The organism is Mannheimia sp. E30BD, from assembly GCF_041807785.1.
In the GTDB taxonomy this organism is placed as follows: Bacteria; Pseudomonadota; Gammaproteobacteria; order Enterobacterales; family Pasteurellaceae; genus Mannheimia.
Genome location: NZ_JBGTYX010000002.1, coordinates 1 through 24593 on the forward strand (window position 1 = coordinate 1; position 24593 = coordinate 24593).

At 39.0% G+C, this 24593-nt stretch carries 25 protein-coding genes, 8 tRNA genes and 1 other RNA gene; 13 read left to right on the forward strand and 21 right to left on the reverse strand.

Annotated elements, in window-relative coordinates; genetic code table 11:
• Positions 1–182: 182 nt before the first annotated feature.
• The 6 genes from ACERCG_RS01290 to recN all read left to right on the forward strand — a co-directional run bounded on the left by ACERCG_RS01290 (position 183) and on the right by recN (position 7325).
• Entirely contained in the window at positions 183–1094 is a 912-nt protein-coding gene (locus ACERCG_RS01290) for a D-alanine--D-alanine ligase (RefSeq protein WP_373610292.1), read from the forward strand.
• Positions 1094–1885, forward strand: a complete 792-nt coding sequence (locus ACERCG_RS01295) for a cell division protein FtsQ/DivIB (protein WP_373610293.1) — start codon at positions 1094–1096, stop codon at positions 1883–1885. Before ACERCG_RS01290 ends, ACERCG_RS01295 begins: the two co-directional genes overlap by 1 nt.
• Positions 1886–1908: 23 nt before the next feature.
• Positions 1909–3180, forward strand: a complete 1272-nt coding sequence (gene ftsA / locus ACERCG_RS01300; protein ID WP_373610294.1) for a cell division protein FtsA — start codon at positions 1909–1911, stop codon at positions 3178–3180.
• A gap of 30 nt (positions 3181–3210) precedes the next feature.
• Positions 3211–4437, forward strand: a complete 1227-nt coding sequence (ftsZ, locus tag ACERCG_RS01305) for a cell division protein FtsZ (RefSeq protein WP_373610295.1) — start codon at positions 3211–3213, stop codon at positions 4435–4437.
• A gap of 30 nt (positions 4438–4467) precedes the next feature.
• Positions 4468–5388, forward strand: coding sequence for a UDP-3-O-acyl-N-acetylglucosamine deacetylase (lpxC, locus tag ACERCG_RS01310; protein ID WP_373610296.1), 921 nt, complete (start codon positions 4468–4470; stop codon positions 5386–5388).
• A 257-nt stretch (positions 5389–5645) separates the two neighbouring features.
• Positions 5646–7325, forward strand: coding sequence for a DNA repair protein RecN (recN, locus tag ACERCG_RS01315; RefSeq protein ID WP_373610297.1), 1680 nt, complete (start codon positions 5646–5648; stop codon positions 7323–7325).
• 350 nt (positions 7326–7675) lie between these two features.
• Here recN and ACERCG_RS01320 read toward each other — a convergent pair whose 3' ends face one another.
• The 12 genes from ACERCG_RS01320 to gltX form a co-directional block, all read right to left on the reverse strand.
• The gene (locus ACERCG_RS01320) at positions 7676–8605 is read right to left on the reverse strand and encodes an inorganic pyrophosphatase (RefSeq protein WP_373610298.1); all 930 of its coding nucleotides are present in this window, start codon (positions 8603–8605) and stop codon (positions 7676–7678) included.
• Positions 8605–9057, reverse strand: coding sequence for a hypothetical protein (locus ACERCG_RS01325; RefSeq protein ID WP_373610299.1), 453 nt, complete (start codon positions 9055–9057; stop codon positions 8605–8607). The genes ACERCG_RS01320 and ACERCG_RS01325 overlap by 1 nt, the downstream gene beginning before the upstream one ends.
• Before the next feature lie 10 nt (positions 9058–9067).
• A complete protein-coding gene (locus ACERCG_RS01330; protein WP_373610300.1) occupies positions 9068–9640 on the reverse strand; it encodes a hypothetical protein in 573 nt (190 codons plus the stop codon).
• The gene (locus ACERCG_RS01335; RefSeq protein WP_373610301.1) at positions 9637–9939 is read right to left on the reverse strand and encodes a Mor transcription activator family protein; all 303 of its coding nucleotides are present in this window, start codon (positions 9937–9939) and stop codon (positions 9637–9639) included. Before ACERCG_RS01335 ends, ACERCG_RS01330 begins: the two co-directional genes overlap by 4 nt.
• Positions 9940–10273: 334 nt before the next feature.
• Positions 10274–11839: a DUF5906 domain-containing protein gene (locus ACERCG_RS01340; protein WP_373610302.1), complete on the reverse strand. Its 1566-nt coding sequence runs from the start codon at positions 11837–11839 to the stop codon at positions 10274–10276.
• A gap of 10 nt (positions 11840–11849) precedes the next feature.
• Entirely contained in the window at positions 11850–12077 is a 228-nt protein-coding gene (locus ACERCG_RS01345) for a hypothetical protein (protein WP_373610303.1), read from the reverse strand.
• Positions 12078–12267: 190 nt separating this feature from the next.
• A complete protein-coding gene (locus ACERCG_RS01350) occupies positions 12268–12405 on the reverse strand; it encodes a hypothetical protein (protein WP_373610304.1) in 138 nt (45 codons plus the stop codon).
• A gap of 46 nt (positions 12406–12451) precedes the next feature.
• The gene (locus ACERCG_RS01355) at positions 12452–12928 is read right to left on the reverse strand and encodes an ash family protein (protein ID WP_373610305.1); all 477 of its coding nucleotides are present in this window, start codon (positions 12926–12928) and stop codon (positions 12452–12454) included.
• The gene (locus tag ACERCG_RS01360; RefSeq protein WP_283386349.1) at positions 12912–13115 is read right to left on the reverse strand and encodes a helix-turn-helix domain-containing protein; all 204 of its coding nucleotides are present in this window, start codon (positions 13113–13115) and stop codon (positions 12912–12914) included. The genes ACERCG_RS01355 and ACERCG_RS01360 overlap by 17 nt, the downstream gene beginning before the upstream one ends.
• 588 nt (positions 13116–13703) lie before the next feature.
• Positions 13704–14873 carry a tyrosine-type recombinase/integrase gene (locus tag ACERCG_RS01365; protein WP_373610306.1) on the reverse strand — a complete coding sequence of 390 codons (1170 nt, stop codon included), beginning with the start codon at positions 14871–14873 and terminating at the stop codon, positions 13704–13706.
• Between the two features lie 192 nt (positions 14874–15065).
• Positions 15066–15141: transfer RNA gene (locus tag ACERCG_RS01370), tRNA-Ala, on the reverse strand.
• Positions 15142–15218: 77 nt separating this feature from the next.
• Positions 15219–16658 (reverse strand): glutamate--tRNA ligase, encoded by a 1440-nt coding sequence (gltX, locus tag ACERCG_RS01375; RefSeq protein WP_373610307.1) that lies wholly within the window; start codon positions 16656–16658, stop codon positions 15219–15221.
• 181 nt (positions 16659–16839) lie between these two features.
• Here gltX and ACERCG_RS01380 point away from each other — a divergent pair.
• From ACERCG_RS01380 to ACERCG_RS01395, 4 genes are all read left to right on the forward strand, one after another.
• A tRNA-Val gene (locus ACERCG_RS01380) sits at positions 16840–16915 on the forward strand.
• 49 nt (positions 16916–16964) lie between these two features.
• Positions 16965–17040: transfer RNA gene (locus ACERCG_RS01385), tRNA-Val, on the forward strand.
• A 76-nt stretch (positions 17041–17116) separates the two neighbouring features.
• Positions 17117–17192: transfer RNA gene (locus tag ACERCG_RS01390), tRNA-Val, on the forward strand.
• 48 nt (positions 17193–17240) lie between these two features.
• Positions 17241–17316 (forward strand) — tRNA-Val (locus tag ACERCG_RS01395).
• Between the two features lie 131 nt (positions 17317–17447).
• On the opposite strand, the gene mltF is transcribed toward ACERCG_RS01395, so the two are convergent.
• From mltF to ACERCG_RS01420, 5 genes are all read right to left on the reverse strand, one after another.
• The gene (gene mltF / locus ACERCG_RS01400) at positions 17448–18956 is read right to left on the reverse strand and encodes a membrane-bound lytic murein transglycosylase MltF (protein WP_373610308.1); all 1509 of its coding nucleotides are present in this window, start codon (positions 18954–18956) and stop codon (positions 17448–17450) included.
• Positions 18957–19073: 117 nt separating this feature from the next.
• Positions 19074–19150: transfer RNA gene (locus ACERCG_RS01405), tRNA-Arg, on the reverse strand.
• 63 nt (positions 19151–19213) lie between these two features.
• Positions 19214–19290 (reverse strand) — tRNA-Arg (locus tag ACERCG_RS01410).
• A gap of 13 nt (positions 19291–19303) precedes the next feature.
• Positions 19304–19398: transfer RNA gene (locus ACERCG_RS01415), tRNA-Ser, on the reverse strand.
• 212 nt (positions 19399–19610) lie between these two features.
• Positions 19611–20153, reverse strand: coding sequence for a hypothetical protein (locus ACERCG_RS01420; protein WP_373610309.1), 543 nt, complete (start codon positions 20151–20153; stop codon positions 19611–19613).
• 90 nt (positions 20154–20243) lie between these two features.
• Between ACERCG_RS01420 and ACERCG_RS01425 the strand changes: the two genes are divergently transcribed.
• On the forward strand, positions 20244–21095 hold the full coding sequence (locus ACERCG_RS01425) for a thymidylate synthase (RefSeq protein ID WP_373610310.1): 852 nt from the start codon (positions 20244–20246) through the stop codon (positions 21093–21095).
• A gap of 52 nt (positions 21096–21147) precedes the next feature.
• On the opposite strand, the gene ACERCG_RS01430 is transcribed toward ACERCG_RS01425, so the two are convergent.
• The 4 genes from ACERCG_RS01430 to ACERCG_RS01445 all read right to left on the reverse strand — a co-directional run bounded on the left by ACERCG_RS01430 (position 21148) and on the right by ACERCG_RS01445 (position 23927).
• On the reverse strand, positions 21148–21438 hold the full coding sequence (locus ACERCG_RS01430; protein WP_279611707.1) for an HU family DNA-binding protein: 291 nt from the start codon (positions 21436–21438) through the stop codon (positions 21148–21150).
• Positions 21439–21554: 116 nt separating this feature from the next.
• Entirely contained in the window at positions 21555–22145 is a 591-nt protein-coding gene (locus tag ACERCG_RS01435; RefSeq protein WP_373610311.1) for a YjaG family protein, read from the reverse strand.
• Positions 22146–22214: 69 nt separating this feature from the next.
• A complete protein-coding gene (hemE, locus tag ACERCG_RS01440) occupies positions 22215–23279 on the reverse strand; it encodes a uroporphyrinogen decarboxylase (RefSeq protein ID WP_373610312.1) in 1065 nt (354 codons plus the stop codon).
• Positions 23280–23369: 90 nt separating this feature from the next.
• Entirely contained in the window at positions 23370–23927 is a 558-nt protein-coding gene (locus ACERCG_RS01445) for a UPF0149 family protein (protein ID WP_373610313.1), read from the reverse strand.
• Positions 23928–24004: 77 nt separating this feature from the next.
• Here ACERCG_RS01445 and ACERCG_RS01450 point away from each other — a divergent pair, with 77 nt between their 5' ends.
• Complete coding sequence (locus tag ACERCG_RS01450; RefSeq protein ID WP_373610314.1) at positions 24005–24298, forward strand: cell division protein ZapA; 294 nt, start codon at positions 24005–24007, stop codon at positions 24296–24298.
• A gap of 99 nt (positions 24299–24397) precedes the next feature.
• A non-coding RNA gene (gene ssrS, locus ACERCG_RS01455) (6S RNA) lies at positions 24398–24593 on the forward strand.

The following is a 24593-nucleotide window of genomic DNA, read 5'->3' on the forward strand; positions in this document are numbered from 1 at the left end:
AAGTTATCGGCTCTCTAAGCTACACAACGAAGTGCTTTCAAGGGACGAGACGAGATGCCGATAACGGGTTGTGTTGCTTAGTTTAACTCATTTGAGATATACAAGGGGCGGGTCCTGTGCCCGTCTGTCGCAAAGATATTTTTCGGACAGGCACAGGACCTGTCCCTACAGGATAGATTACTATGTCAATTAAAAACGAAAAAATTGCAGTGTTATTTGGTGGCGTTTCTCAAGAACGTGAAGTTTCGCTTAACTCAGGTGCAGCAGTAACAGAAGCATTAAGAAGTCTAGGCTATGATGTTGAAGGTATTGATACCAAAGAGTTTCCGATTGAAAAGCTAAAAGAAAAAGGTATTCAACGTGTATTTAATATTTTACACGGTGGCATTGGCGAAAACGGCGTGCTACAAGGTGCATTAGAGCAAATGGGAATTCCTTATACAGGCTGCGGCGTGATGGCATCAGCAGTAACACTAGATAAATTCCGTACCAAATTATTATGGAATGCGGTCGGTTTGCCAACCGCTGATATGGTCGTAGTTCAACGTGGGCAAGCGGTCGATTTTGATGAAATTATTGCAAAATTAGGTTTACCTGTATTTGTAAAACCATCTTGCGAAGGTTCAAGTGTGGGGGTTTTCAAGGTAAAAACCAGAGAAGAGTTAGAACCAGCTATTCAAGAAGCATTAAAATTTGACTCTATTGTGTTAGTAGAAGAATTTTTAGCCGGTAATGAATATTCTGTGCCCGTGCTAGATGGTCAAGTTCTGCCTGCGGTACAAGTGATCCCAGACGGAGAGTTTTATGATTATCACGCAAAATATGTGTCTGATAATACTCAATATGTTGTGCCAGCTTTGAATAATGAACGTCAAGCTGAAGTGACACAATTAGTGAAAGCTGCTTACGATGTCGTTGGTTGTCGTGGTTGGAGCCGTATTGATGTGATGGAAGATGGTAACGGTAAATTCCGTTTGGTGGAGGTTAATACTAATCCGGGTATGACAAGCCATAGTATCTTCCCTAAATCAGCCGCAACGGTGGGGATTTCATTTGAAGCATTAGTTGAGCGTGTATTGGAGTTAAGTGCTTAATGGGGATTTTCCGCAAAAAAAACAGCACAAATGTGCGGTTTAATGTTATTAACCCAAAAACGTCGGTTTCTTCTCGTAAATGGTTAGTATTCATTAAACCATTAATTGTGTTATTATGTACACTATTTCTATTTGGTGTGTATAGTAATTGGCAAAATATACTTGAAAGTTGGGATAAAACCCCGATTCGAGCCTATGCTCTGCCCCATAAAACACAATTTACAACAAATGCGGATATTCGTGAAACTTTATCTGGAGAACCTGCTCTAAAAGGGTATTTCGGGCAAGATATTCAAGAGGTCAAAAATAAACTTTTATCTATCCCTTGGGTCAAAGATGTGGTCGTTCGTAAGCTTTATCCTGATCGTTTAAGTATTACCTTGTTAGAGCATAAACCTGTTGCAGTATGGAACGATGTTAATTTCGTGTCGGATCAGGGTGTTGTATTTAGTTTACCGAAAGATAGATTAGATAAAAATGGTTTGCCTTTATTGTATGGGCCAGATTCACAGGGTAAGAATGTATTAGAGGCTTGGAATAAAATTCGAGCTGATTTAAATGCCCGTAAATTAGACCTGACCTCTGTGTCTGTCGATAATAGAGGCTCTTGGACGATTAAATTATCTAATCAAGTCGAGTTGCGGTTAGGTAGGGGAGAGTGGACGTCTAAAATTGATCGTTTTGTAACAATTTTCCCTGAAATTAATATTCCTGAGGGTAATCGATTGGCTTATGTTGATCTGCGTTATCCGCACGGAGCGGCAGTTGGATTTAGCCCTATAAAAAATTAAACGTTTAGTGAATATAAAATAATATGACAAAAGCAGCAGAATCAAAAATTATCGTGGGTCTCGATATTGGCACATCAAAGGTGGTTGCCGTTGTTGGCGAAGTATTACCTGATGGTGTGATTAATGTAATGGGAGCAGGTGTTTGCCCTTCTAAAGGAGTTGATCGTGGTGGTGTAATCGATCTTGATGCCGCCGTTAATTCTATTCAACGAGCGATTGAACAAGCTGAATCTGTTGCGGACTGTCAGATTATGGGCGTAACTCTTGCGATTTCAGGGCAACATATTGTTGGCTTAAATGAAGCCGGTTCATCAACATTATCGGGTGGAATTGTTACTCAAGATAATATTGAAAGTGCTGTTGATATGGCAAAAGCCATTAAATTACAAGATGGTCTGGAAACATTACATATGATTCCACAGGAATATCACGTAGATAGATTACCTGCGACTAAAAACCCAATTGGGTTATCAGGTATGCGTTTACAAGTTCAAGCCCATTTAATTGCTTGCCATCAAGCGTGGCTTAAAAATTTAAAAAATGCAGTAGAACACGCAAAATTAAAAGTCGATCAAGTTGTTTTCTCAGGGCTTGCATCAAGTTATTCTGTTTTAACAGAAGATGAAAAAGAGTTAGGTGTTTGCTTAATTGATATCGGTGGCGGTACGATGGACGTATTGGTTTATACCGATGGAGCGTTAAGATACAGTAAAGTTATTCCATTTGCAGGAAATAACATTACAGATTATTTAGCTCGTGTATTTACTACATCTCGGCCAGAAGCGGAAAGCCTTAAAGTAACTTATGGTAGTGCGATTTCTCCTCCAACTCATAATGCAGACAAGAAAATTGAGGTAGCAGGGTTGGGTGGACGTATGGCAAGAACTTTTACTCGAGCTCAAGTTGCAACGGTAACATCACAATGTTACAACGATTTATTGAAAGTAGTTGAAGATGAACTTATGCAGCTACGCAATGAATTATTCCAAAAAGGGATAAAGCAAGAACTTATTGCTGGTGTTGTTATTACAGGTGGTGGCTCACAAATTGAAGATATTGTAGAATGTGCTAAATCTATTTTTGGTTCGCAAGTGCGTGTTGGCTATCCTCTCAATATTACAGGTCTAACCGATTATGTGAATAAACCTCAGTATGCAACAGCATTAGGGCTTTTACAGTATAGCCATTATAATTATACTGAACAAAGTACAAATAAAGATTCTAATGAAGATATTTTTGCACCAATTGGGCGTGGTACCAAGAAAATTATCGATTTCTTCAAATCAAAATTTTAATAGTGTTATATAACACGCAGGGAGATAAAAATGTTTGAACCTATTATTGAACAAACGCAAGATGCTATCATCAAGGTAGTGGGTGTTGGCGGCGGAGGTGGTAACGCTGTGGACAGAATGTCACGTTCTGCTGATGATATTAAAGGTGTTGAATTCTTTGATGTAAATACTGATGCTCAAGTATTAAGAAAAAGAACAACACGCCAAACTATTCAAATTGGTGCAGCAACAACCAAAGGCTTAGGTGCAGGTGCTGATCCTACTGTCGGTAAACAAGCGGCTGAAGAAGATCGCGAAGCTATCGCTAATGCATTAAAAGGTGCGAATATGACCTTTATTGCTGTTGGTATGGGAGGGGGGACAGGTACAGGTGCTGCTCCAGTTGTTGCTCAAATTGCAAAAGAACAAGGATCTTTAACCGTTGGGGTTGTAACGAAACCTTTCCGATTTGAAGGCCCTCGCCGTATGCGTTTTGCGGAACAAGGTATTAAAGAACTTTCTCAATACGTTGATTCTCTAATTATCATTCCAAATGATAAATTACGTGGTTTAGGCAAACAAACAACCGCAGTAGATGCTTTTGCTGCAGCAAATGATGTATTAAGTAATTGCGTACTTGGTATCACTAATATGATCACCAGTTCCGGTGGTTCTACTGGTGCTGATATTAACGTAGACTTTGCTGATGTGCGTACTGTTATGTCTGGTAAAGGACACGCAATGATCGGTACTGGTTTTGCTGAAGGTGAAGTAGGCGAAGGTCGTGCAGAAAAAGCAATGAATGATGCCATTTCAAGCCCATTACTTGAAAATGTCGATATTTCAGGTGCAAATGGTATGTTGATTAATATCAGTGCAGGGACAGATTTCTTATTAGAAGAAGTTTATGCTATGATGGATTTAATTTATGGATTTGCAACTGAAGATGCAGCTATTGTATTTGGTTGTAACTACTATCCGGAAATGGACGGAAAAGTAAGTGTTACTCTTGTTGCTACAGGTATTGGGCAGCCAGAAGAAACATTGCCTAAAGTTCCACCGTTATATCAACAGCCTCTAGTGAATAGAACACCACCACAGGTATTGCAAGACCCGTTTAACCAACAACCTCCGGACTTTACTCAGCCACCAGGTTATGGTCAACCTAACCAATTAGATGGTCAGCCACGGGTACAACAACCGGCTGCACAATCGGTTGATACAGCACAAATTTTTAACCCTAGATCAATTCCGGGTTTTATGAGAAATAGTCAATAACTTCCAAAATTTGGAAAGTAAGGACACACTATGATTAAACAAAGAACATTAAAACAAGCAGCAAAAGTAACAGGTATTGGCTTGCACAGTGGTAAAAAAGTAACTTTAACGTTACGTCCAGCACCAGCTAATACTGGCGTTATTTATGCCCGTACCGATTTAGAGCCTGCAGTTTATTTCCCTGCAAGTGCAGACTCTATTCGTGATACACAACTATGTACTTGTATGGTAAATGATGATGGCGTGCGTATTTCAACCGTAGAGCATTTGAATGCAGCGATGTCAGCATTGGGCTTAGACAATGTGATTGTTGAAGTAGATGCACCTGAAATTCCAATTATGGACGGTAGTTCAAGCCCATTCATCTATTTATTATTAGATGCAGGTATTGAAGAGCAAGATGCACCGAAGAAATTTATTCGCATTAAAGAAACGGTTCGTGTTGAAGAAGGCGACAAATGGGCAGAATTAAAACCTTATGATAAAGGGTTTAAACTTAATTTCACGATTGACTTTAAGCACCCATTGATCTCGAAAAATGTATGTAGCTATTCAATGGATTTCTCGGCTCAAAACTTTATTCAGCAATTAAGTCGTGCAAGAACATTTACATTTATGAAAGATGTTGAATATCTTCAATCTATTGGTCTAGCATTAGGCGGTAGCTTAGACAATGCAATTGTGTTAGATGACTACCGAATTCTGAATGAAAATGGCTTACGCTTTAAAGATGAGTTAGTTCGCCATAAAATGTTAGATTCAATCGGCGATTTATATATGTGTGGCTACAATATTCTTGGTGAGCTTACTGCGTATAAATCAGGGCACGGCTTGAATAATAAATTACTGCGTGCAGTGCTTGCAAATGAAAATGCGTGGGAATTTGTAACCTTTGAAGATAAGCAACAGATCCCACAAGGTTATCAAGTTCAGCAAGAAATTTTTATTTAATTTAGTGAATGATAGAAAAGACGAACAGAAATGTTCGTCTTTTTCTTTTGCAAATTTTTAGACACAAAACGCATTGTGTTTTGAACATTGGATTTGCCAACGGCTCCGTAGGAGCGAACAAAATTGGGAACAATTTTATGAGTAATAACCACCGTTTGTAACTGTGTAAATTTCCAGTTTTTTTATTCTTTTCTCTTTACTGTTCAAAAAAACAGTTGTACTATATGCCCATACAGTTAATTTGTGCAGGGTTTAGTATGCTAACTCAACTTACTATCAATAATTTTGCGATTGTTCGCCATCTTGTTCTTGAACTAAATGAAGGAATGTCTGTAATTACTGGCGAAACAGGAGCGGGTAAATCCATTGCTATTGACGCATTAGGATTATGCTTAGGCTACCGTTCAGAAAGTGGAATGATACGCAACGGTGCAGATAAAGCCGATATTACCGCTACTTTTTTGATGCAAAAAAACAGCCCGGCTTATTTGTGGCTAGAAGAACACGAATTGCTTGATGAAGATAACCCACAAGAATGTATTTTACGCCGTATGATTAATGTTGATGGGCGTTCAAAAGCCTTTGTAAATAATCGAGCATTGCCTGTTTCGCAGCTGCGAGAACTAGGGCAATACCTTATTCACTTAAATGGTCAGCACGCTCCTCAACTACTATTAAAGCAAGAGTATCAGCTTGAAATTGTTGATAACTACGCTTCCATACAGCCTCTATTGGCTAAAATGGCAAAACAATATAGCACTTGGAAGGACTTGAACAAGCAGGTAAGAAATTTCCAACAGCAATGCCAAGAAAATGAAGCTCGTAAGCAACTATTGCAATATCAAGTCGAAGAATTAGATGAGTTTGTGATTAGAAAAAATGAATTTGAAGAGATGGAAGAAAAATATAATGTGCTGTCTTCTTCCGAAGAACTGACCGAGCTTTCTGATGAAATAATGAATTTGCTCAGTAATGATGGTATTAATGCAAATGATCTGATTTATAAAGCAATACGCAATGCGGAAAATTTAGTGGAAGTAGATAGCCACTATCAAGGTGTGTTGGATATGCTTAATGAAGCCCTAATTCAGGTGCAAGAGGCGAGTTCCGAAGTCGCACAATTAGCGAGTAAAATCGAGCAAGATCCGGAATTATTACACGAATTAGATAATCGTATTGCTCAAGCAATCTCGCTTGCTCGTAAGCATCATATTCAACCAAATGAATTATGGCGATACCACTCAAAATTAAAAAACGAGTTACAGGCGTTACTTGATTTTGAAGATAATGAAGAACAGCTTATCCAAGATGAAAAACAAGCTCATCAGCAATGTTTAGTATTAGCTGAAGAAATCTATCAAAAACGAACAGAAGCAGCAAATAAACTGGCTCAACAAGTTACAAAGCAAATTAAACATCTAGCGATGGAAAATGGCGAGTTCTTTATTAAAGTGGAACATAATGTGGAGAAGCTATCGCCAAATGGAGCAGATTTTGTGGAATTTAACTTATGCAGCAACTTAGGGCAGCAAGCTCAACCCTTATCTAAAATCGCATCAGGGGGCGAACTTTCCCGTATTTCTTTGGCTGTACAGGTATTGACTGCGAATAAGCTCTCGACACCAACTATTATTTTTGATGAAGTGGATGTTGGAATTAGTGGCTCGGCCGCAACAACGGTAGGTAAACTATTGCGTGAATTAGGCAAAAAATGCCAAGTGTTATGTGTTACTCATTTACCTCAAGTGGCAAGTTATGGGAATCAGCACTTCAATGTTCAAAAATATGTTGAAAATAACCAAACTGAAACGCAGATGACATTACTCTCTGAAGATAAGCGTATTCACGCCTTAGCTCGATTATTGGGTGGAAGTAAAATTACTGAAGCCGTATTAGCGAATGCGGAAGAAATGTTAAAGTTGGCAGGAAATAGGTGATTAGAAAACAAAAATCGCATCAACATTTCTGTTGATGCGACTGGAATTTGGGGTAAACACAACTAAACTAAAGCGATTTTGTATTGAAAATAAAGAATTTCCCATTTTGTTAAATCTTATTTGGGTACTATTTTGGGTACTTTTTTACAAAATCAAACGGGTTTAAATGAATGCAAATGAACGCATATATTAAAAAATCTATGAAAAAAGTACAATCAAACTTTATTAAGTCCGCCAAATTCAACATAAAACAACATAATCCCGCATTTTTGCTATAAAACAGTAGGAACGGCAAGGCACAATCCGAAAAATGCAAAATAGCCCCATTTTCGGGGCTAGTTAAGCGGAATTTAGCGGGTCAAGCAATCTTTGATTAGGTAGCCTGCCGATTTGCCGACTAAGTGCGGTTTGTGGATATCCGTGCAACGGATAATTTCAACTTTTCCGCCTTTCTCCTTGTAGGTATCCACAAACAATCCACCTTTACGGCGAACGGTATAGCCGTATGATGGTTCGTAGATTTTGCCTTTTTTCTCAATCGCTAACGGGGAAACGTAGGCAAGAATTACGCAATCGCTCCAAATTTTCTTTAATTCTCCGCTTTCTTCCTTCATCGCACCGCCAATTTTAACGTATTTCACGCCGATAAGTTCGGCGAACACTTCGGGCGTTAAAATCGCCGTGCGTGTGTATTTGATACGTTCTAATAGCGTTTTATTCTGTTTTAGCATTTCCCATACATCGCCGGCAATAATGCAAACGTTGGGCTTTCTACCTGTACCGGTTGAAATAGCATTAATAGCGGTATCAAACACCGGGATTGGGTCGGCTTCAAGGTTGGAGAATTTCGCCTTAGCCGCTAGGCTGACTTTGTTTGCTGTGTCGTAGTTATCAGCATTCTGTGCAATGCCTGCAACTTCTAATTCACGTCCTAATGCGATTACATCTTGCGTGACGTTTAAGGCGTATTCTTTCAGTTGATAGCTTGCCTCTTGTTCTTCACGGTAATCAATCGGGTATTCAATATCGTGTTCTTCCAGCTCTACGTTGATAGTTGTAATATCTTCCGGCGTTAAGCGGTTGCTATCGCCGTGCAACTGTCTAACGGTGGATTGTTGGCGGAATGCCAAACGCCCAAATTGTGGAATTTTGCCCGCTTCTTTCGGAATTTCCACTACCGGCATTAACATATCCGCCACTAATTCAGCGTTATGATAGCCTTGTGCAAGCTGATTTAAAATCGGGTCTTGAATACGGTGTTTTGCGGTTTCTTGTGTCATTAATTAGCTCCTTGAGTAATCATTTTAAATGCAGTGCGATAATCTACGTTTTTGGCGTTCATATACGCCTTGATTTGCTTATCCAGCTCAATCACTTCAAACGGAATATCTTCCGCATAGTCTGCCGTTTCTGTGTGATTTGGGTCACCGCCAAAAGCTCGTTCAGGCGTTGCATATTCGCCAAAGTGAAGAATTTGCGGTTGAGCTTCTAAGAAGGCTTTCACTTTACCGGTTAAGCTCTCGCCCTCATTAAAATCTAACGTTTCCCCATAATCGTAGGCTTCAGCATAATTAAGCAATTCAACGGCTTTATCTCTTGCCACAGGGGCTAGAATGCCTTGTGAAATTAGCTTCCCTGTGTAGTCGTGAATATCCGCCTTAGATTGCTCTCTTAACTGCTCCTTTAATTGGCGGTTTTCAGCCTGTAGGCGGTCAATTTCTTCTTGTGTCATTGTGGTTCTCCTAATGGTTAAAAATATGGTGAATAGCCTCTCTATAACTCATTCCTGTGAGGTTTTGCATATATATGGCTTTTTCGTGGATAGCTTGGGCGGTGCGTTCTTCATTGAAAAACTGCATGCCGTGCTGGTTAAAATTGATATAATCGCCAAAATTGGCGGCTGCCTCTTTGATTGCCTCAATAGGTTTCGGTAAGCCTTTAACGGCTGGGGCTAACGCCCCTAAAAATCCAACGTGGCGTAAATAATAACGGTTCGGCATAGGGCTATTATTTGAGGTTGGCAAATAGAAAGAGGCTGAAATATTGTTATATTCTCCGCTTAAAATATGCCGTTCTAATTGCTCGTTCACTTGGCTTTCTGCAAATAAAATGTCATCTTGTACAAACATTTTATTTACTTCACCGTATGCCGGTGCGTTGTGTTCAGGGTGTCCTAACACAAGTGGAGCAGTAAAAATCGCTTTATTGTAATTATCGGCAATTTGATTTAATTCACTCTCTCCCCAAGTGGTTTTTACACCATTTGCGGATATATGCTTACCGGTTTTAAATATTGCAAAAATGGCGGTTTTCATTTTAATTTCTTCTTGTGTTTATCAATAATTTTATAAATTGCTTGTAAAGAAAGCCCATATTTTCTTGATAATTCAATATGATTTGACCCTTTAAATTCCTCAAGGATTAAGGCATTTCTAGAATTAATATATGTAGAATGTTCAGTAGGGATATATACAACAAGACCGCCCAGATATTTATATACTCCTCGCAATATATTGCTTCTGATTTCATTTATATCTCCGCCTTTTGCTAGTCCTTCTTCAATAGCAAGCCCCATACCTTCATTAAAAAAAGAAATCTTTTCTTTCTTATTCATTCAATGCATCACCCTATTTCTATCGTATTAATGTAAATAATTTAACGCATTTTTAAGAAAATGTATTTTTAAACTCCTTTAAAGAAATTGCCGTTTACAAGCGGTCAATTTTTCTAAAAATTTGCAAAATTCTAAAAAATAAAAATTTGTTGAAAAAACTTTCCCTAATTCCCTAAAAGTGTGTCAAAGCCTTTTCGGATAAGGCTTTAGTCTTGGGGAAAGTTTCAGGGAAACATAGGGGAAAGATGATTTTTAAACTTTCCCTAAACTGTTTTTAGCTACTCAAAGGCAATAAAAAAGGGCGGAATAGTCCGCCCCTGTACTCTGTTTTTGTTTATCCCTGCCACTCATTTAGCGTGGCTTCTCGATTTTTCCATTGAACATTTATTTTTGGTGTCCCGTTGGTTTTTAGCTGTACTATTTCGCCTTGTTCTCCTGTTTCCCTTAATGCTTCGGGGAAGGCTGTTTTAAAATAATTTAGGTTTAGTGTTTGCTTTAATCCAATACAGTCGCAATAATGCAAATAGGCTTTATATAGTGCATTGTTCACCGTCGTTTTACTGTTTGCATAATTGCTTCCCCATTGTAGCCCTTGTGTGCAACTGCCGATAATTTTAAACGCCTTAGCAAATTCTATTAAGTGGTTGGCTTCCCGTTTCACACTATCGCCCTCTCTGCCTGCTTGGTAGCTTTCAAGAATTTTTCTAGCTGTTTCCGGTTCAGGAAAGAGCGAAAGCAATTTATTTGTAATTCCGTAAATTTCGCCTTTTACTTTGGCAATAAAATTCACGTCTTTTTTATCTTTAGGAATAGCCTTTTCAAACGGAATGATAACCCGCCTTCTGGCTATTCCTCCATTCTGATCTCTAAAATCTATCGGGTAGTTTGTACTCATCATAAATACAACAGTCGGCGTAAAATCTTCAAACCCTTTATAATAGATTTGGGCTTTTAAGGTATCGCCACCGGTAAGGCGTTTTAGTCCGTCTGCCGTGCCAGTGTATTTGGCTTGGTCGGGGCTATATGCGAAAGTTTTTCCCATTAAGCCGGCAATGATTTTAGGCTCTTCAAGCCCTTTTATATCAATTACGCTCGTGTTGAACCGCCCGTTTAAGATCGTAGCAATTTCACCAAATACGCTTTTGCCTGCCCCTGCTTTGCCGGTTGCTTCAAGAAATAGCCCCCACTGATAGCGGTTAGTCAATACCATATAAAGCCCTGCTAAAATGGCATTTCTGCGTTCTGTACTGTCGCTTGATACAAACGCTAACCAATCATCAAAATAAGGTGTATCTTGGCTTTCGGTATTCAGCGAAAAATCCTCTAATGCTCGCAAAAAATGCGTAGGGCTATGCGGTAAAAATTGCCCGGTTTTCTTATTAAGCACGCCATTCTGAAAGCCGATTAAATCCGGATTTTCAGGCGGTAAGCGTTCTATTTCTAAAATGGCTAAATCGGCTATTTTGCTGATTTTATGCGGCGAGTAATTGCGATCATTTGCGGATTTTAGAAAATTAGCAATTTCCCGCCTAAATTCTTCTTCATTTAGGCTTATCCACGCTTTGCCGTCTTGTAATCTGTAGGTTTCTCGCCTTAATGTATCACGTCTAAGCGGTTGTTCTTGCCATTCTAAAAACGCTTCTACAATATCAAGCGTATTGAGGCTTTTATCACTTAAATCAAGGGCTAAAGGTTGGCGTTTTCGGGTTTCCTCCGCCACCGTTTCCGCTATTGTTTCCCCTGCTCGGGTGCGTTTGATGTAATCGCTTGCGTTTTCCAGCGTTTGCCCTATATTGTCGTAAAATAGCACGGTTTCCGCTTGCGTGTGCTTTGCAAGGTTCGCACAAATGGCGGTTTTATGGGGCTCGCTTAATCCGCCAAACTGATAAATACTAATCACTTTGCGATTTTCAGGGGCTATGCGTAGGCTGTGCAATTCTTCTAGCTGTTTTTCGCCATAAAATTATGGGCGGATTTTTGCTATCTGCTTTGAGCATTTCGCATAATAATTTCCACGCCGTGCTATTGCCCTCTTTGCCGTAGGCTTCCCACGCTTGATTGCCTGCCAAGATAATTAATTCATCTAACGGCTCATTAATATTTTGCTGTTTTAAATAAGGGGCATTTATTAATTTCATTCTGCCCCCTGTTTTAATAATTTAAGAATAGGGCTTTCTAAATTCTCTTTTGCATTTTTGGAGGTGCTTAAAATATCAATACAATTTTGCATTAAAAAACAAATGCCTAATATTTGGCGGGCAGATAATATATTTTCTTTGCCATTATCATCTGAAATAGCATAATCAAATAATAATTCTTGTAGCGTATCTAAGGCTTCAAGTTGATTATATTGTGCTGAATTAAATTCAGAATATAAATATCCCTTAATTTTTCCAAATTATCGCCGTATTGCTCGCAACGGTTTTTAATATGATTGGATAGGGCAATTGTTAATTCTTTACGCATAAGTTACCCCCTCGCAAGCGGTTAGATTTTGCGGATTTTTTGCAAATTAATTTTGCAAACGGGCAATTAAAAGCGGTTTATTGCAGAATTGAACACGGTTCAAGGCTTCGGCTTTGCTGTTAGCCTGTACGGTAATTTTCAGGCGTTTGGTGCCAGTAAGAGTTAGGAATTTGTAGATCATTGCTGATAGCTCCAAAGTTAATTTTTGAGGGGCTACCGCTAAACTTCTCAGGGTTTGGGCGGTAACGTGTAACGGGCTGAGAAACTGCGAACTTTGGAACACAGCAAAGGGCGAACCTTTCCCATTACACGCTACCATAGAATGACGCTCCGAACCTCTAAGGGTTTCTAGGCGTTCTTTAGGTGTGCGTGTGCTACGAACAAAAAAAGCACGGTTAAAAGGCGTGCTACTGTCCGCCAAAGTTTGATTATTCGAGTTCTCAGGCTCGGCACAAGATTTTGCTTGTGCGTCGCAAAAAATAGCGGATTTCTGACCGCTTGTAAAGTTAAATTTTTGGCTCATTGGCACATTCCTGTAAATAACGCTTGATTTCACTGCCTGCGTAAAGGGTTGTCCGCCCAGCTTTGGTCTTTTTGATAATCCCTTTTCGGGCTAATACATCTAAACGGCTACGGGAAAAGCCTAACAGGGCGGTAAGTTCTTTAACGGTGTAGTATTTTTCGATGGTGTTTAGTTCATCTGTAAGCATTGCTATTCACTCCTATGGGTTGGCTTGTGTTTTTTAAATTACACAATCCAAAAATGTTTGTAAATACGCTCATTTTGTCGCTATTTGTTGCGAAAAAACCATAAAAACTAAGAAAAACCATAAAAACGAAGAAACTCTAAAATTGGGCCCAAAAAATCATACCGTTTAAATACCGTTTAAATGCGTTTCAGTGCGTTTAAATTTTTGGGGCTTATCCCCTGTATGCTTAAACAGTTTCAAACTTAAGTTCTTTAAAGGCACTGATTTTTTATACAAGAAAGTTATATTTAAGTAATTTATTATGATTTGTTTGCTGATTTATTGAGCAATTTAGGCAATATAAGGCTTGATTTGAATGTTCCGCCATAAGTGGAACACTTTCCCTAACATTCCCTAAAACTTTCCCTAGTGTTTTTTACTCTTTTTCTCTTTTAAATCAATAAGATAGAAAATATAAATAGAGTTTAGGGAAAGTTTTTTCAACAAATTGCTAAAAATTTTGGAGGGGTGAGGCTTTGGGACAAAAAAAGCCTAGCAAAAGCTAGGCTAGGAAAGGCTTTAAGGAGTAGAGCGTTCTATAAAATCGCCTCATAATTGCATTATGGCTTTACGTTGCTCTAAATAGGTTGAATGGTTGTAAGCAAGGCTGACGTTTCCGCCAGTCTTGTGAGCTAAACAGGCTTCTGCGTGTTCAAGCGTAATGCTTTGTTCGGCTAAATAGGTGCGGGCAAGCCCTCGTAAGCCGTGGGCGGTTTGGCGATCTTTATAGCCCATTCTTTTTAGTGCAACATTTATGCTTGCTATAGACATTGGAGCGTGGTAATTCCCTCGCTTGGTAAATACATATTTAAACCGTCCGGAAATGGCTTTCATCTGTTCTAGTAGTCTTACCGCTTGCGTAGAAAGTGGCACTATATGCGTTTCTCGGGCTTTCATTCGCTCAGCTGGAATAGTCCATAGCTTTTTATCTAAATCAATTTCTACCCATTCGGCTTCCGTTGCTTCGTTTGGTCTAACCATTGTTAAAAGCTGAAAATGAATTAAGGCTTTAGTATTTAGCTGAAGCCTAGCACTTTCTATCGCTTGGAGTAATTGCGGTATTTCTTCTGTCTTAACGTGCGGATTGTTCTGTTTTTTTACCTTTTTAAGATTTTTTCCCACCTTCACGCAAGGATTAAAGGGGATTAGCCCGCCATTTACTGCAAAATCAAGAATACTATTGACATAACTAGCTAAACGATTAGCCATATCGTAATTCCCCCTAGCTTCAACTTCTTGCAGTGGAATACTAACAAGCGTGGGTACTATTTCATTAATTGGGTACTTTCCAATAACTGGCAATAAATGAAGCTCAATACTTCCCCAGTATTTTTCAATAGTTTTGGTCTCTATCTCGCCTTGCTTCTTCGCTTTCCACCTCTCAGCCACCGCTTGAAACGTATTGGCATTAGATAGTTCTTGTTCTTTTTCCAGCTGTTGGAAGTGGATTTGCGGATCTATCTTTTGAGCAAGTAAAGCGTTGATTTCATCTCGTTTCATTCGAGCTTGTGCAATGCTAACCGCCGGATAGTTGCCGATGGTGTGCTTTGTTCGTTTCTTGGTTTGTGGGTGGTTGTAACGAAAACGCCATACTTTTACACCGGAGGGATAAAGCTGTAAAAATAGCCCGCCCCCGTCTGTGTATTCATTCTTGCCGTTTTCGCTATATTTGAGGCGTTCCACTTGCGTATTTGTTAGCTTGTTACTTGCTCTTGCCATAGTTCCCAATTTCTCTAAAAGTACCCAAAATTTTAGGCATTATATCGCTTGGGTACTGTTTTGGGTACTATTTTACAAAATCAAATGAATACAAACGAACGCAAATAAACGCATTAGAAATAAAAAAAGCCTTGAAAATCAAGGCTTCTAAATGGGTTTCAGTTCAAATGAATTTAACTGAATTTATTAATTTGGTGGAGGTAAACGGGATCGAACCGATGACCTCTTGCATGCCATGCAAGCGCTCTCCCAACTGAGCTATACCCCCGATATGGGCGGAATAATATGCTTTCCGCTTGAAGATGTCAATGGCTTTAGGTAATGATAAAGCTGATTGATTAAAAACTAACTATTCGTTTGAATAAAGTGGATTGCTTTTTCAAGGCGGGTTAATGTTTTCTCTTTACCCACTAATTTAGCTGTAATATCCATAGAAGGCGATTGCCCGCTTCCTGTTACCGCTAAACGGAATGGCATACCTACTTTACCCATACCAATTTCAAGTTCAGCCGCTGTTTGGTTCATCGCTTCGTGAATATTCTCAACCGTCCAATCATTACAAGCGGTCAATTTTTCCAATAATTTTCCAAGTGGAGCAACCGCTTCCGCTTTGAAGTTTTTAGCGGTGGCTTTTTCGTCATACGTCTCAAACTGTTCATAGAAATAACGGCTGCTTTCGGCAAGCTCTTTTAAGGTTTTACAACGCTCGCCCAGTACAGGGATAATTTCTTCCAATTTTGGACCGCTTGTGAAATCAATGCCTTGAGCTTGCATATGCCATTCAAGATGTTTTGCCACATAACTTGGGTCAAGACTGCGAATATAGTGCTGGTTCAGCCACTGCAATTTTTCGGTATTGAATGCACTTGCCGATTTGCTTACAGAATGAATATCGAAAAGCTCAATCATCTCTTGACGTGAGAAGATTTCTTGATCGCCGTGCCCCCAGCCCAAACGCACAAGATAGTTAATTAAGGCTTCTGGTAGGTAGCCGTCATCACGATACTGCATTACACTCACTGCACCGTGGCGTTTGGATAATTTTTGACCATCATCTCCGTTGATCATTGAAACGTGAGCATAAGTTGGTACAGGAGCTCCAAGCGCTTTTAAAATATTAATTTGGCGAGGGGTGTTATTGATATGATCTTCACCACGAACAACGTGGGTAATACCCATATCCCAGTCATCAACAACCACACAGAAGTTATAAGTTGGAGAACCATCAGTACGGCGGATAATTAAGTCATCTAATTCACTGTTGCTGATTTCGATACGACCACGCACCGCATCATCAAATACCACAGAGCCTTCTTGAGGATTTTTAAAACGCACAACGTGTGGTGCATCTACCGAATGGGGATGATCGCCTAAACAGTGGCGGTCATAGCGAGGTTTCTCTTTGTTTGCCTCTTGCGTATTGCGTAATTCTTCCAAACGCTCTTTTGAGCAGTAGCAGCGATATGCCGTACCTGCTTCAATCATCTGGTCGATCACTTGGTTGTAGCGGTCAAATCGTTTTGTTTGGAAATAAGGACCGTGCTCCCACGCTAAGCCAAGCCATTCCATACCTTCAAGAATAGCTGCCGTTGCTTCTGGGGTTGAACGTTCCAAATCGGTATCTTCGATGCGTAGTACAAATTCGCCATTATGATGTTTTGCATATAACCAAGAATAAAGTGCGGTACGAGCACCTCCAACGTGTAAATAACCTGTTGGACTTGGTGCAAAACGAGTACGAACTTTTACATTTGGATCTAAAGGGAAAAGAGTTTCAATTTTCATTTTGTATTGCCTAATTATTATTTGTAAAATTTTAAGAAAAACTTGCCTATTTTACTACGCTTGAGGGCGAATAATAGTAAAAAGTTACATTTCTGGAGTAAAAAATCAGCAAACAGGGCGAAAAGCGTAAAAAGGGTTTGACGAAAGAGTAAAAATCTCTATAATTCACTTCCACAACAGCGGGCGATTAGCTCAGTTGGGAGAGCACCTCCCTTACAAGGAGGGGGTCACTGGTTCGAGACCGGTATCGCCCACCACTTCAACTTTAAGTGTTCTGTTGTTGTAACAATCTAGTTATTTGAAAATGGGCGATTAGCTCAGTTGGGAGAGCACCTCCCTTACAAGGAGGGGGTCACTGGTTCGAGACCGGTATCGCCCACCACTTCAACTTTAAGTGTTCTGTTTTCAAATTCCCTTTGATTTGAAGTCTTACATAAACAATAATTTTTGTTTAAAGTGGGCGATTAGCTCAGTTGGGAGAGCACCTCCCTTACAAGGAGGGGGTCACTGGTTCGAGACCGGTATCGCCCACCACTTAAGACTAAAATCATAAACTTCAAACTACGATTATTCGTATCTGAAGGGCGATTAGCTCAGTTGGGAGAGCACCTCCCTTACAAGGAGGGGGTCACTGGTTCGAGACCGGTATCGCCCACCACTTTTCTTATTAATCAATTTTATAAATAAAAAATCCCTTTCAAGCTGTAACTCAAAAGGGAAGTGTATTATGCTTCTTGCTGCATTTGCATAAATGCTTTTCTGCGTGAAGCAACGAGCCTTTTTCTGTCCTTAATTTGTTTGATCTGGCGTAGGCGTAGCTTCCTCGTTGGTAGGCTTTTCTTTTTCTTCAGTCTTCTCATCAGTCCTATCCTCCTGTTTTATATGACTATCAGATAAATTTTTTTGTTCTTGCTCTAGCTTTTTCTGTTCTTCAATGCGTTGATAATTGATGATACTACCATAATAACGGCGGATGTTTTCAACATATTGTAATGCCTCATAGCCTCTCGCATAGCCATATTTCAGATTAGTATAATAGCGTTTTTCGGCGAGTAGTGGCAGATTTTTTTTCACATCTAACCAATTATCCGGATCACCGCCTAATTGTTTGGTTAATCGACGTACATCTAATAAATGCCCTAATCCCATATTATAAGCAGCTAAGCTATACCAAATTCTATCTTCTTGTGGAATAGTTTCTGGCATCTGTCTCATCAACATATGCAGATATTCGGAACCTGCTTTTATACTCTGAGCAGGGTTAGTTCTATCTGAAATTTTCATTCTATCAGCGGTATCTTTTGTTAGCATCATAATACCACGCACACCCGTTGGCGAGGTTGCATTGGGATCCCAATGAGATTCTTGGTAAGCAATAGCCGCTAGCATTTGCCATTCTAAATCGCCTTTATGGGTCCTAAAAAGTAGTTCATATTTAGGCAAAATGGCTTTAATTGCTCTTAAATAGCTCTGAATATCAACATAATCAAATTTTTCCAAATGATTAAAATATTTCTCCTCAATGCGTGAAATAAGCCCATTCTCTACAGAATCGGACATAAAATCTAATAAAGCAGCTTGTAATTCGCTGTAAGAACTATTTGCTAAATACCATAATACAGGATTTTCATCTGTCAAATCAAAGCCTACTGCGAGATTAGGGTTAATATGCTGTACGGAAGAAATATCAACTGACATCGCTATAGTATGTGGAATTTCGCCTTGAGCGACTTTTAATAACAGCTCTTCTTGAGTAAATTTATCTGAAATTTGCCACTTTAATTGAGGATTTTCTTGCTTGAGCTGATTAAGTATCGGAATAACTGCAGAGCCATTTGGAATAATGACATTTTCTTGTAAATCTGAGAGTCGATATGGTCTTGTAGTGCCTTTCTTATAAACCACTTGCCAAGAAGCAGAGTAATACGATGGTCCGATTTGGAAGGCTTCATTTAATTCTGGATGATAGAGTAAACCTGCGGCTGCAATATCAATCTCATTATTTTTTAATGCTTCAAATAATTTTTCACTACTATCGTAACTTTTTACTTCAAGATTAACCTTTAGATATTGTGCGAAGGCTGTTGCTAAATCATATTCAATCCCACTTTTACCTTCAGGGCCGACAAAATAGGAAAGAGGGTGGTTGATCATTCCCACTTTCAAGTTTTTACTTTGTTGAATTTGCGTGTAGTGATTAGCTTCTGAATGAATAATTTTTTGCCAAGGGAAAATCATATCCCAAGCCCAAAGCAAGAGAGCTATTGCGATAAAAAGGCGAGCAATTAATCCTTTCAATTTAAAATCCTCATTTATTCAACTAAGAGCTAAGTCTAGCTGAAATTATAGCTTAACGGAATAATAGTTTAATTAATTTAGTAATAGAACGGAGAAAAAGAAAGAATTTAAATGAAATGGCGCACCCGAGAGGATTCGAACCTCTGACCGCTCGGTTCGTAGCCGAGTACTCTATCCAGCTGAGCTACGGGTGCGTATTTGAAGATTGTGAGAATTTAGTTTATCAGCGACCATTTTATTTTAGAGTGGAAATAGAATGGCGCACCCGAGAGGATTCGAACCTCTGACCGCTCGGTTCGTAGCCGAGTACTCTATCCAGCTGAGCTACGGGTGCGTGATAAAGTAAATGGCGGTGAGAGAGGGATTCGAACCCTCGATAGAGCTTTTTAACCCTATACTCCCTTAGCAGGGGAGCGCCTTCAGCCTGCTCGGCCATCTCACCACTCACTGTGTCTGTGGGCGACATATTACTAGAATTTAAAAAGATGTCAAATTCTTTTTCCTGAAAAAGTTAAATTCTAGTGTGTTTGCCTATGTAATAAGCAAAACGATGATTTTTTAAGTTTTAGCGGATAAATATTAAACATTTCATAATCTTATAAAAAAATAGAGCGGTAAAATTTTCTGAAAATCTTACCGCTTGTAGTTTAAATCCTATTTTTTCTTACTTTGAAGTTTCTCTTTGTTTTCATCTTCTGCAATAGTTTTTACACAAAGATGCAAAATTTGCTCAACACCATTTTTAATGTAGTCATCGCTGCGCACTTCATTTTTTTGTAAATCTAGCATTGCATCGTGAATACCTTGCGTCATACTTGTTGATTGTACTAAATCCCAGCAGTTTGGATCTAAATGGTTGAAATTACCTTGTAAATCTGCAGCATAAAGCACCCCACTATAATAAGCATAAACATTATGATCTAGCATTCTGTTTATCGTCATTGCACGAATTTGTTCAACAGGTAAGGAAACTTTTTTGGTATACCAATCATTTACGCCATTCATAAATGAATTAATATCATAAGTTTCGTTTACTCTATCTTTATAGGTTTGAGCGGTTGCACCATAAGCAATTGCATAAGACTTTTGATCTACTTCTGCTTCATTTAAGCGCGTCCAACCACCTTTATTTGATGAACAAGCAGCTAAAAATGCCACTACGGTAATCATTAAAATAGATTTAATTGCTTTTTTCATATTTATAACTCCTTATTGTGTTTGTCATAAAGTTTTAGCTATTTTACCGAATAAATGGCAAAATTACTTAAAAATTTTATGAGGGTCAATATGAAACAGTATTTAGATTTATGCCATCGTATCGTAAATGAAGGAAAATGGGTAGCGAATGAACGCACAGGTAAGCGTTGTCTTACGGTGATTAATGCAGATTTAATCTATGATGTTGAGAAAGGCAAATTACCATTAGTGACTACTCGTCGCAGTTATTGGAAAGCCGCGATCGCAGAGCTTCTTGGCTATATTCGAGGCTATGACAATGCCGCTGATTTTAGAAAACTAGGCACGAAATCGTGGGACGCAAATGCAAACGAAAATGCTGCTTGGCTTGCTAATCCTTACCGTAAGGGTGAAGATGATATGGGCTTAGTTTATGGAGCAGTTGGGCGTAATTTCCCAAAACCTGATGGTGGCTCTGTGGATTTACTTCGTCAAATCGTCGATGATTTGAAAAAAGGCGTGGATAATCGGGGCGAAATTTATACTTTCTATCACCCAGGTGCATTTCATATGGGTTGCTTACGCCCTTGTCTCCACAGCCACCACTTTTCATTGCTTGATGGTACACTTTATCTCAATAGCACTCAGCGTTCGGCAGATGTTCCTCTTGGCTTAAACTGGAATATGATCCAATGTTACACTTTCCTTGCGTTAATGGCACAAATTACAGGGCATAAAGCAGGGAAGGCTTTCCATAAAATTGTAAACGCTCATATTTATGAAGATCAACTTGAGATAATGCGTGATGTGCAACTAAAACGTGAGCCGTTAAATGCACCGAAATTAATTATTAATCCTGATATCAAATCACTTGAAGATTTAGAAACTTGGGTAACTTTAGATGATTTTAAAGTGGAAGGTTATGAATACCACCCATCTATTCAATATCCATTCTCTGTTTAATAAAAAAGCCTAGATATATTATCTAGGCTTTCTTTCGGATCGTTAAAAAGAATTATTTTACTAAGTCTTTTAATGCTTTACCTGAAACGAATGCAGGTACTTTAGCTGCTGCGATTTTGATCTCTTCACCAGTTTTTGGATTACGACCAGTGCGTGCTTTACGCTCATTTACTTTAAATGTACCGAAGCCGATTAATTGAACAGGATCGCCTGCTTTTAAGCTTGCAGAGATTGCATCAAGAGTTGCTTCTAATGCTGCTTTAGCATCTTTCTTAGTTAAGTTTGCACCTGCTGCGATAGCATCGATTAACTCAGTTTTGTTCATAGTTTTATCCTCTAAGATAGTGTTTTGAATAAATGACGTAAAACGCCTGAAAAGTTATTGAAACCTTGCCATAGCTTAATTCAAAGTTGAGATTTGTCAAAGTATTATTATGCAAGATTTTGTAAATATTTATGTTATTGATTAATATTTAACCCAATGTTGCTAATGCCACTGCTTCTGATTTCGTCTTTTAGCTCAAAAATGAGATCTAGATCACGGTTTTCACACTCGTTAAGCAATCTATAGATTTGCCATTGCACATCTAACTCTTCTTGAATTTCCTCTGAATTTTTTAACTCTTGCTCGTTGAGTTCTTTGTCTTGTTGCATTTCCAAATAGCTTGCTACTGTGCCTAATGAAATTTGGCTGATACGAATTGCTTGCTCTAACGTTGCTCCTGCAATAATACTATGCAGTAATTCCGAAAGTGCTTCGCAAGCTTCCTGTGCAGGTAAGACACCAAAAAACTCATATTCGTTCACATCAGGGATAATTTCTTCTAATTTTTCCAGCTGATTGTCGAAATTAATTTTTGCCCCTTTTACGGTTAAATATTCCCATACCAAATTTAAAATATTTTGGAATATTCTGGCTTTTTCGGGCTGTTCAGTAACTTCGCAGAAAAGTTGATAGTTCGGGTACATTCTTTCGCATAAACAAGCCATAAAGGTTACGTTCTGCCAAGGCTCGAAGCGTTCCATACGTTTATGAATCGGGTTTCTCATTTTATTTTCTCTCCATACAAGCGACCATTTTATTGCAAATTTTTACACTTTTTTGACCGCTTGTTTGAGTTATTTATGATAGGGTTTTGAGTAGTGATGAATTGCATCAACAAACACTTTCGGACTTCCGACTGGTACGTCTAAGTGAATGCCGTGTCCTAAGTTAAAGACGTGTCCGCTACCATTTCCAAAACCGGCAAGAATGTTTTTCACTTCTTGTTCGATACGTTCAGGGGGTGCATAAAGCACACTAGGATCCATATTGCCTTGAAGGGCTACCTTATCGCCGACACGTTTACGTGCGTCGGCAATATCGACAGTCCAATCTAAACCAATAGCATCACAGCCTGTTTCAGCAATCGCTTCTAGCCATAAACCGCCGCCTTTGGTAAAGAGGGTAACTGGCACTTTACGACCTTCATTTTCACGAATTAATCCATCAACAATTTTGTGCATATAACGTAAAGAGAACTCTTTATAATCATTGTGTGCTAATACACCGCCCCAAGTGTCGAAAACCATTACTGATTGAGCTCCGGCTTTGATTTGGGCGTTTAAATATAAAATTACGCTATCGGCTAATTTATCGAGTAATTTGTGCAGAATGTTTGGATCAGCGTAAAGCATTTTTTTAATTTTGGTAAATGCTTTACTTGAGCCGCCTTCAACCATATAGGTTGCTAATGTCCAAGGGCTACCAGAGAAGCCAATTAACGGCACTTCGCCTTTTAATTCACGGCGAATGGTACGCACAGCGTTCATCACATATTGTAATTCGCCTTCAGGATCTGGAATTGGGAGATTATTTACATCAGCAAGTGATTGTACAGGGCGAGCAAATTTCGGGCCTTCGCCTGCACCAAAACTTAAACCTAAGCCCATTGCATCTGGAATGGTGAGAATATCGGAAAAAAGAATAGCAGCATCTAATTCATAGCGGCGCAAAGGTTGCAAAGTCACTTCGCAAGCTAAATCTGCATTACGGCAGAGCGACATAAAATCGCCCGCTTCGGCACGGGTAGCTTTATATTCAGGTAAATAACGCCCTGCTTGACGCATCATCCAAACGGGGGTCATATCCACAGGTTCACGCAAAAGAGCTTTTAAATAGCGATCGTTTTTTAATTCAGACATTGGTTTTTCCTTTGATTATGAAACGGTCGTTTTTATTGAAAAGTTTGTAAAATATAGATGAAATTTGACCGCTTGTATTTATTAATTTAATTAATGTAATTGTGGCTTTTCTTCTGTTTTAGGCACGCCCAAAGCAAAATGGCTATGTAAGAATAGGGCTAACACTCGTAAGTATTCCAACACTTCTTCGCCTGCTTCAAGCAGTTCTTCGTTGTTATCGTCCTCATTGTACCCTAATTTTGCGATTTCATCTAAATCATCAATAGCCTCGCCTACTTCATCAGTTTCTTGTTGAAGTTTAGGTTGAGCAACGCCTAAACCGAGTAAGAAGTTGTTTGTCCATTCAGAAATACCATCAGCCAGAGCAAAGCCATCTTCTTCGCTTTCAGGTAGCCATAGGCTAAATAGCGTATTGGCTTGAGAAAAACTTTTAGTAAGTTGTTGATAAAATTCGGTGAGTTGTTTTAACGGCTCAACTGAAAATACGTGTCCGTCATTGGTAAATTGGTAGGTTAAGGTTTTCCACGAATCATCTTGAATACCACCTGCAATCAATCCGCATAAGAAGCCGTGAAACTCCGCAGGAGTGTCTTCAATTTGTAATTGTGTGATGAGTTGTTTAAATTCTTGAGAAGTTGTTATAGCCATAATTGCATTATTGTGATTTTGCTAAAGAATGGCATAATATAGCAAAAATTTTGCGATAAAGTGAGGATTTCGTATTTATGTCGGTAAATAATATCGAACTACAGATTTTCGGGCAGGTATTACGCTTACAATGTCCTGTCGAACAACAAGAAAATTTATTGGCATCAGCACAGCGTTTGGAAGAACGTGTAGCGGTATTGAAAGAGCAGTCCGGCATTATTCAACTTGAAAAGGTGCTAGCGATTGTAGCACTGAATTTAAATTATGAATTAGAGCAGGCTCAACGCCAAAATGCAGAAAATAAGAATGTATTAGTTGCCTGTATTGAGCAGTTAGACAATTCGTTAGGTAAATTGCAATCAAATAGCTGATTTTTAAGCTAAGTGATTAGGAATAGAGCTATGAAATCGAAAATTTGCAATTTATTTGATTAAAGACTAGGAAAAATCATTAAATTCCGCTACTATAAATCTTGCCTGGGGTGTGCGTTATTGGTTACGTCCCTGAGCCGATAATTTGAAACTTTGAGTTGGACATCTAATTGTTGGTGAGCAAGCTTGCCTTAAGCTAAAACTTAAGAGCAAGAAGCCTAAAAACGGTTAAGTTTGACTCCCTTGAACCGACTGGTTCAAGGACCATTACTGGTAGCGGCACTTCGGGTACTTA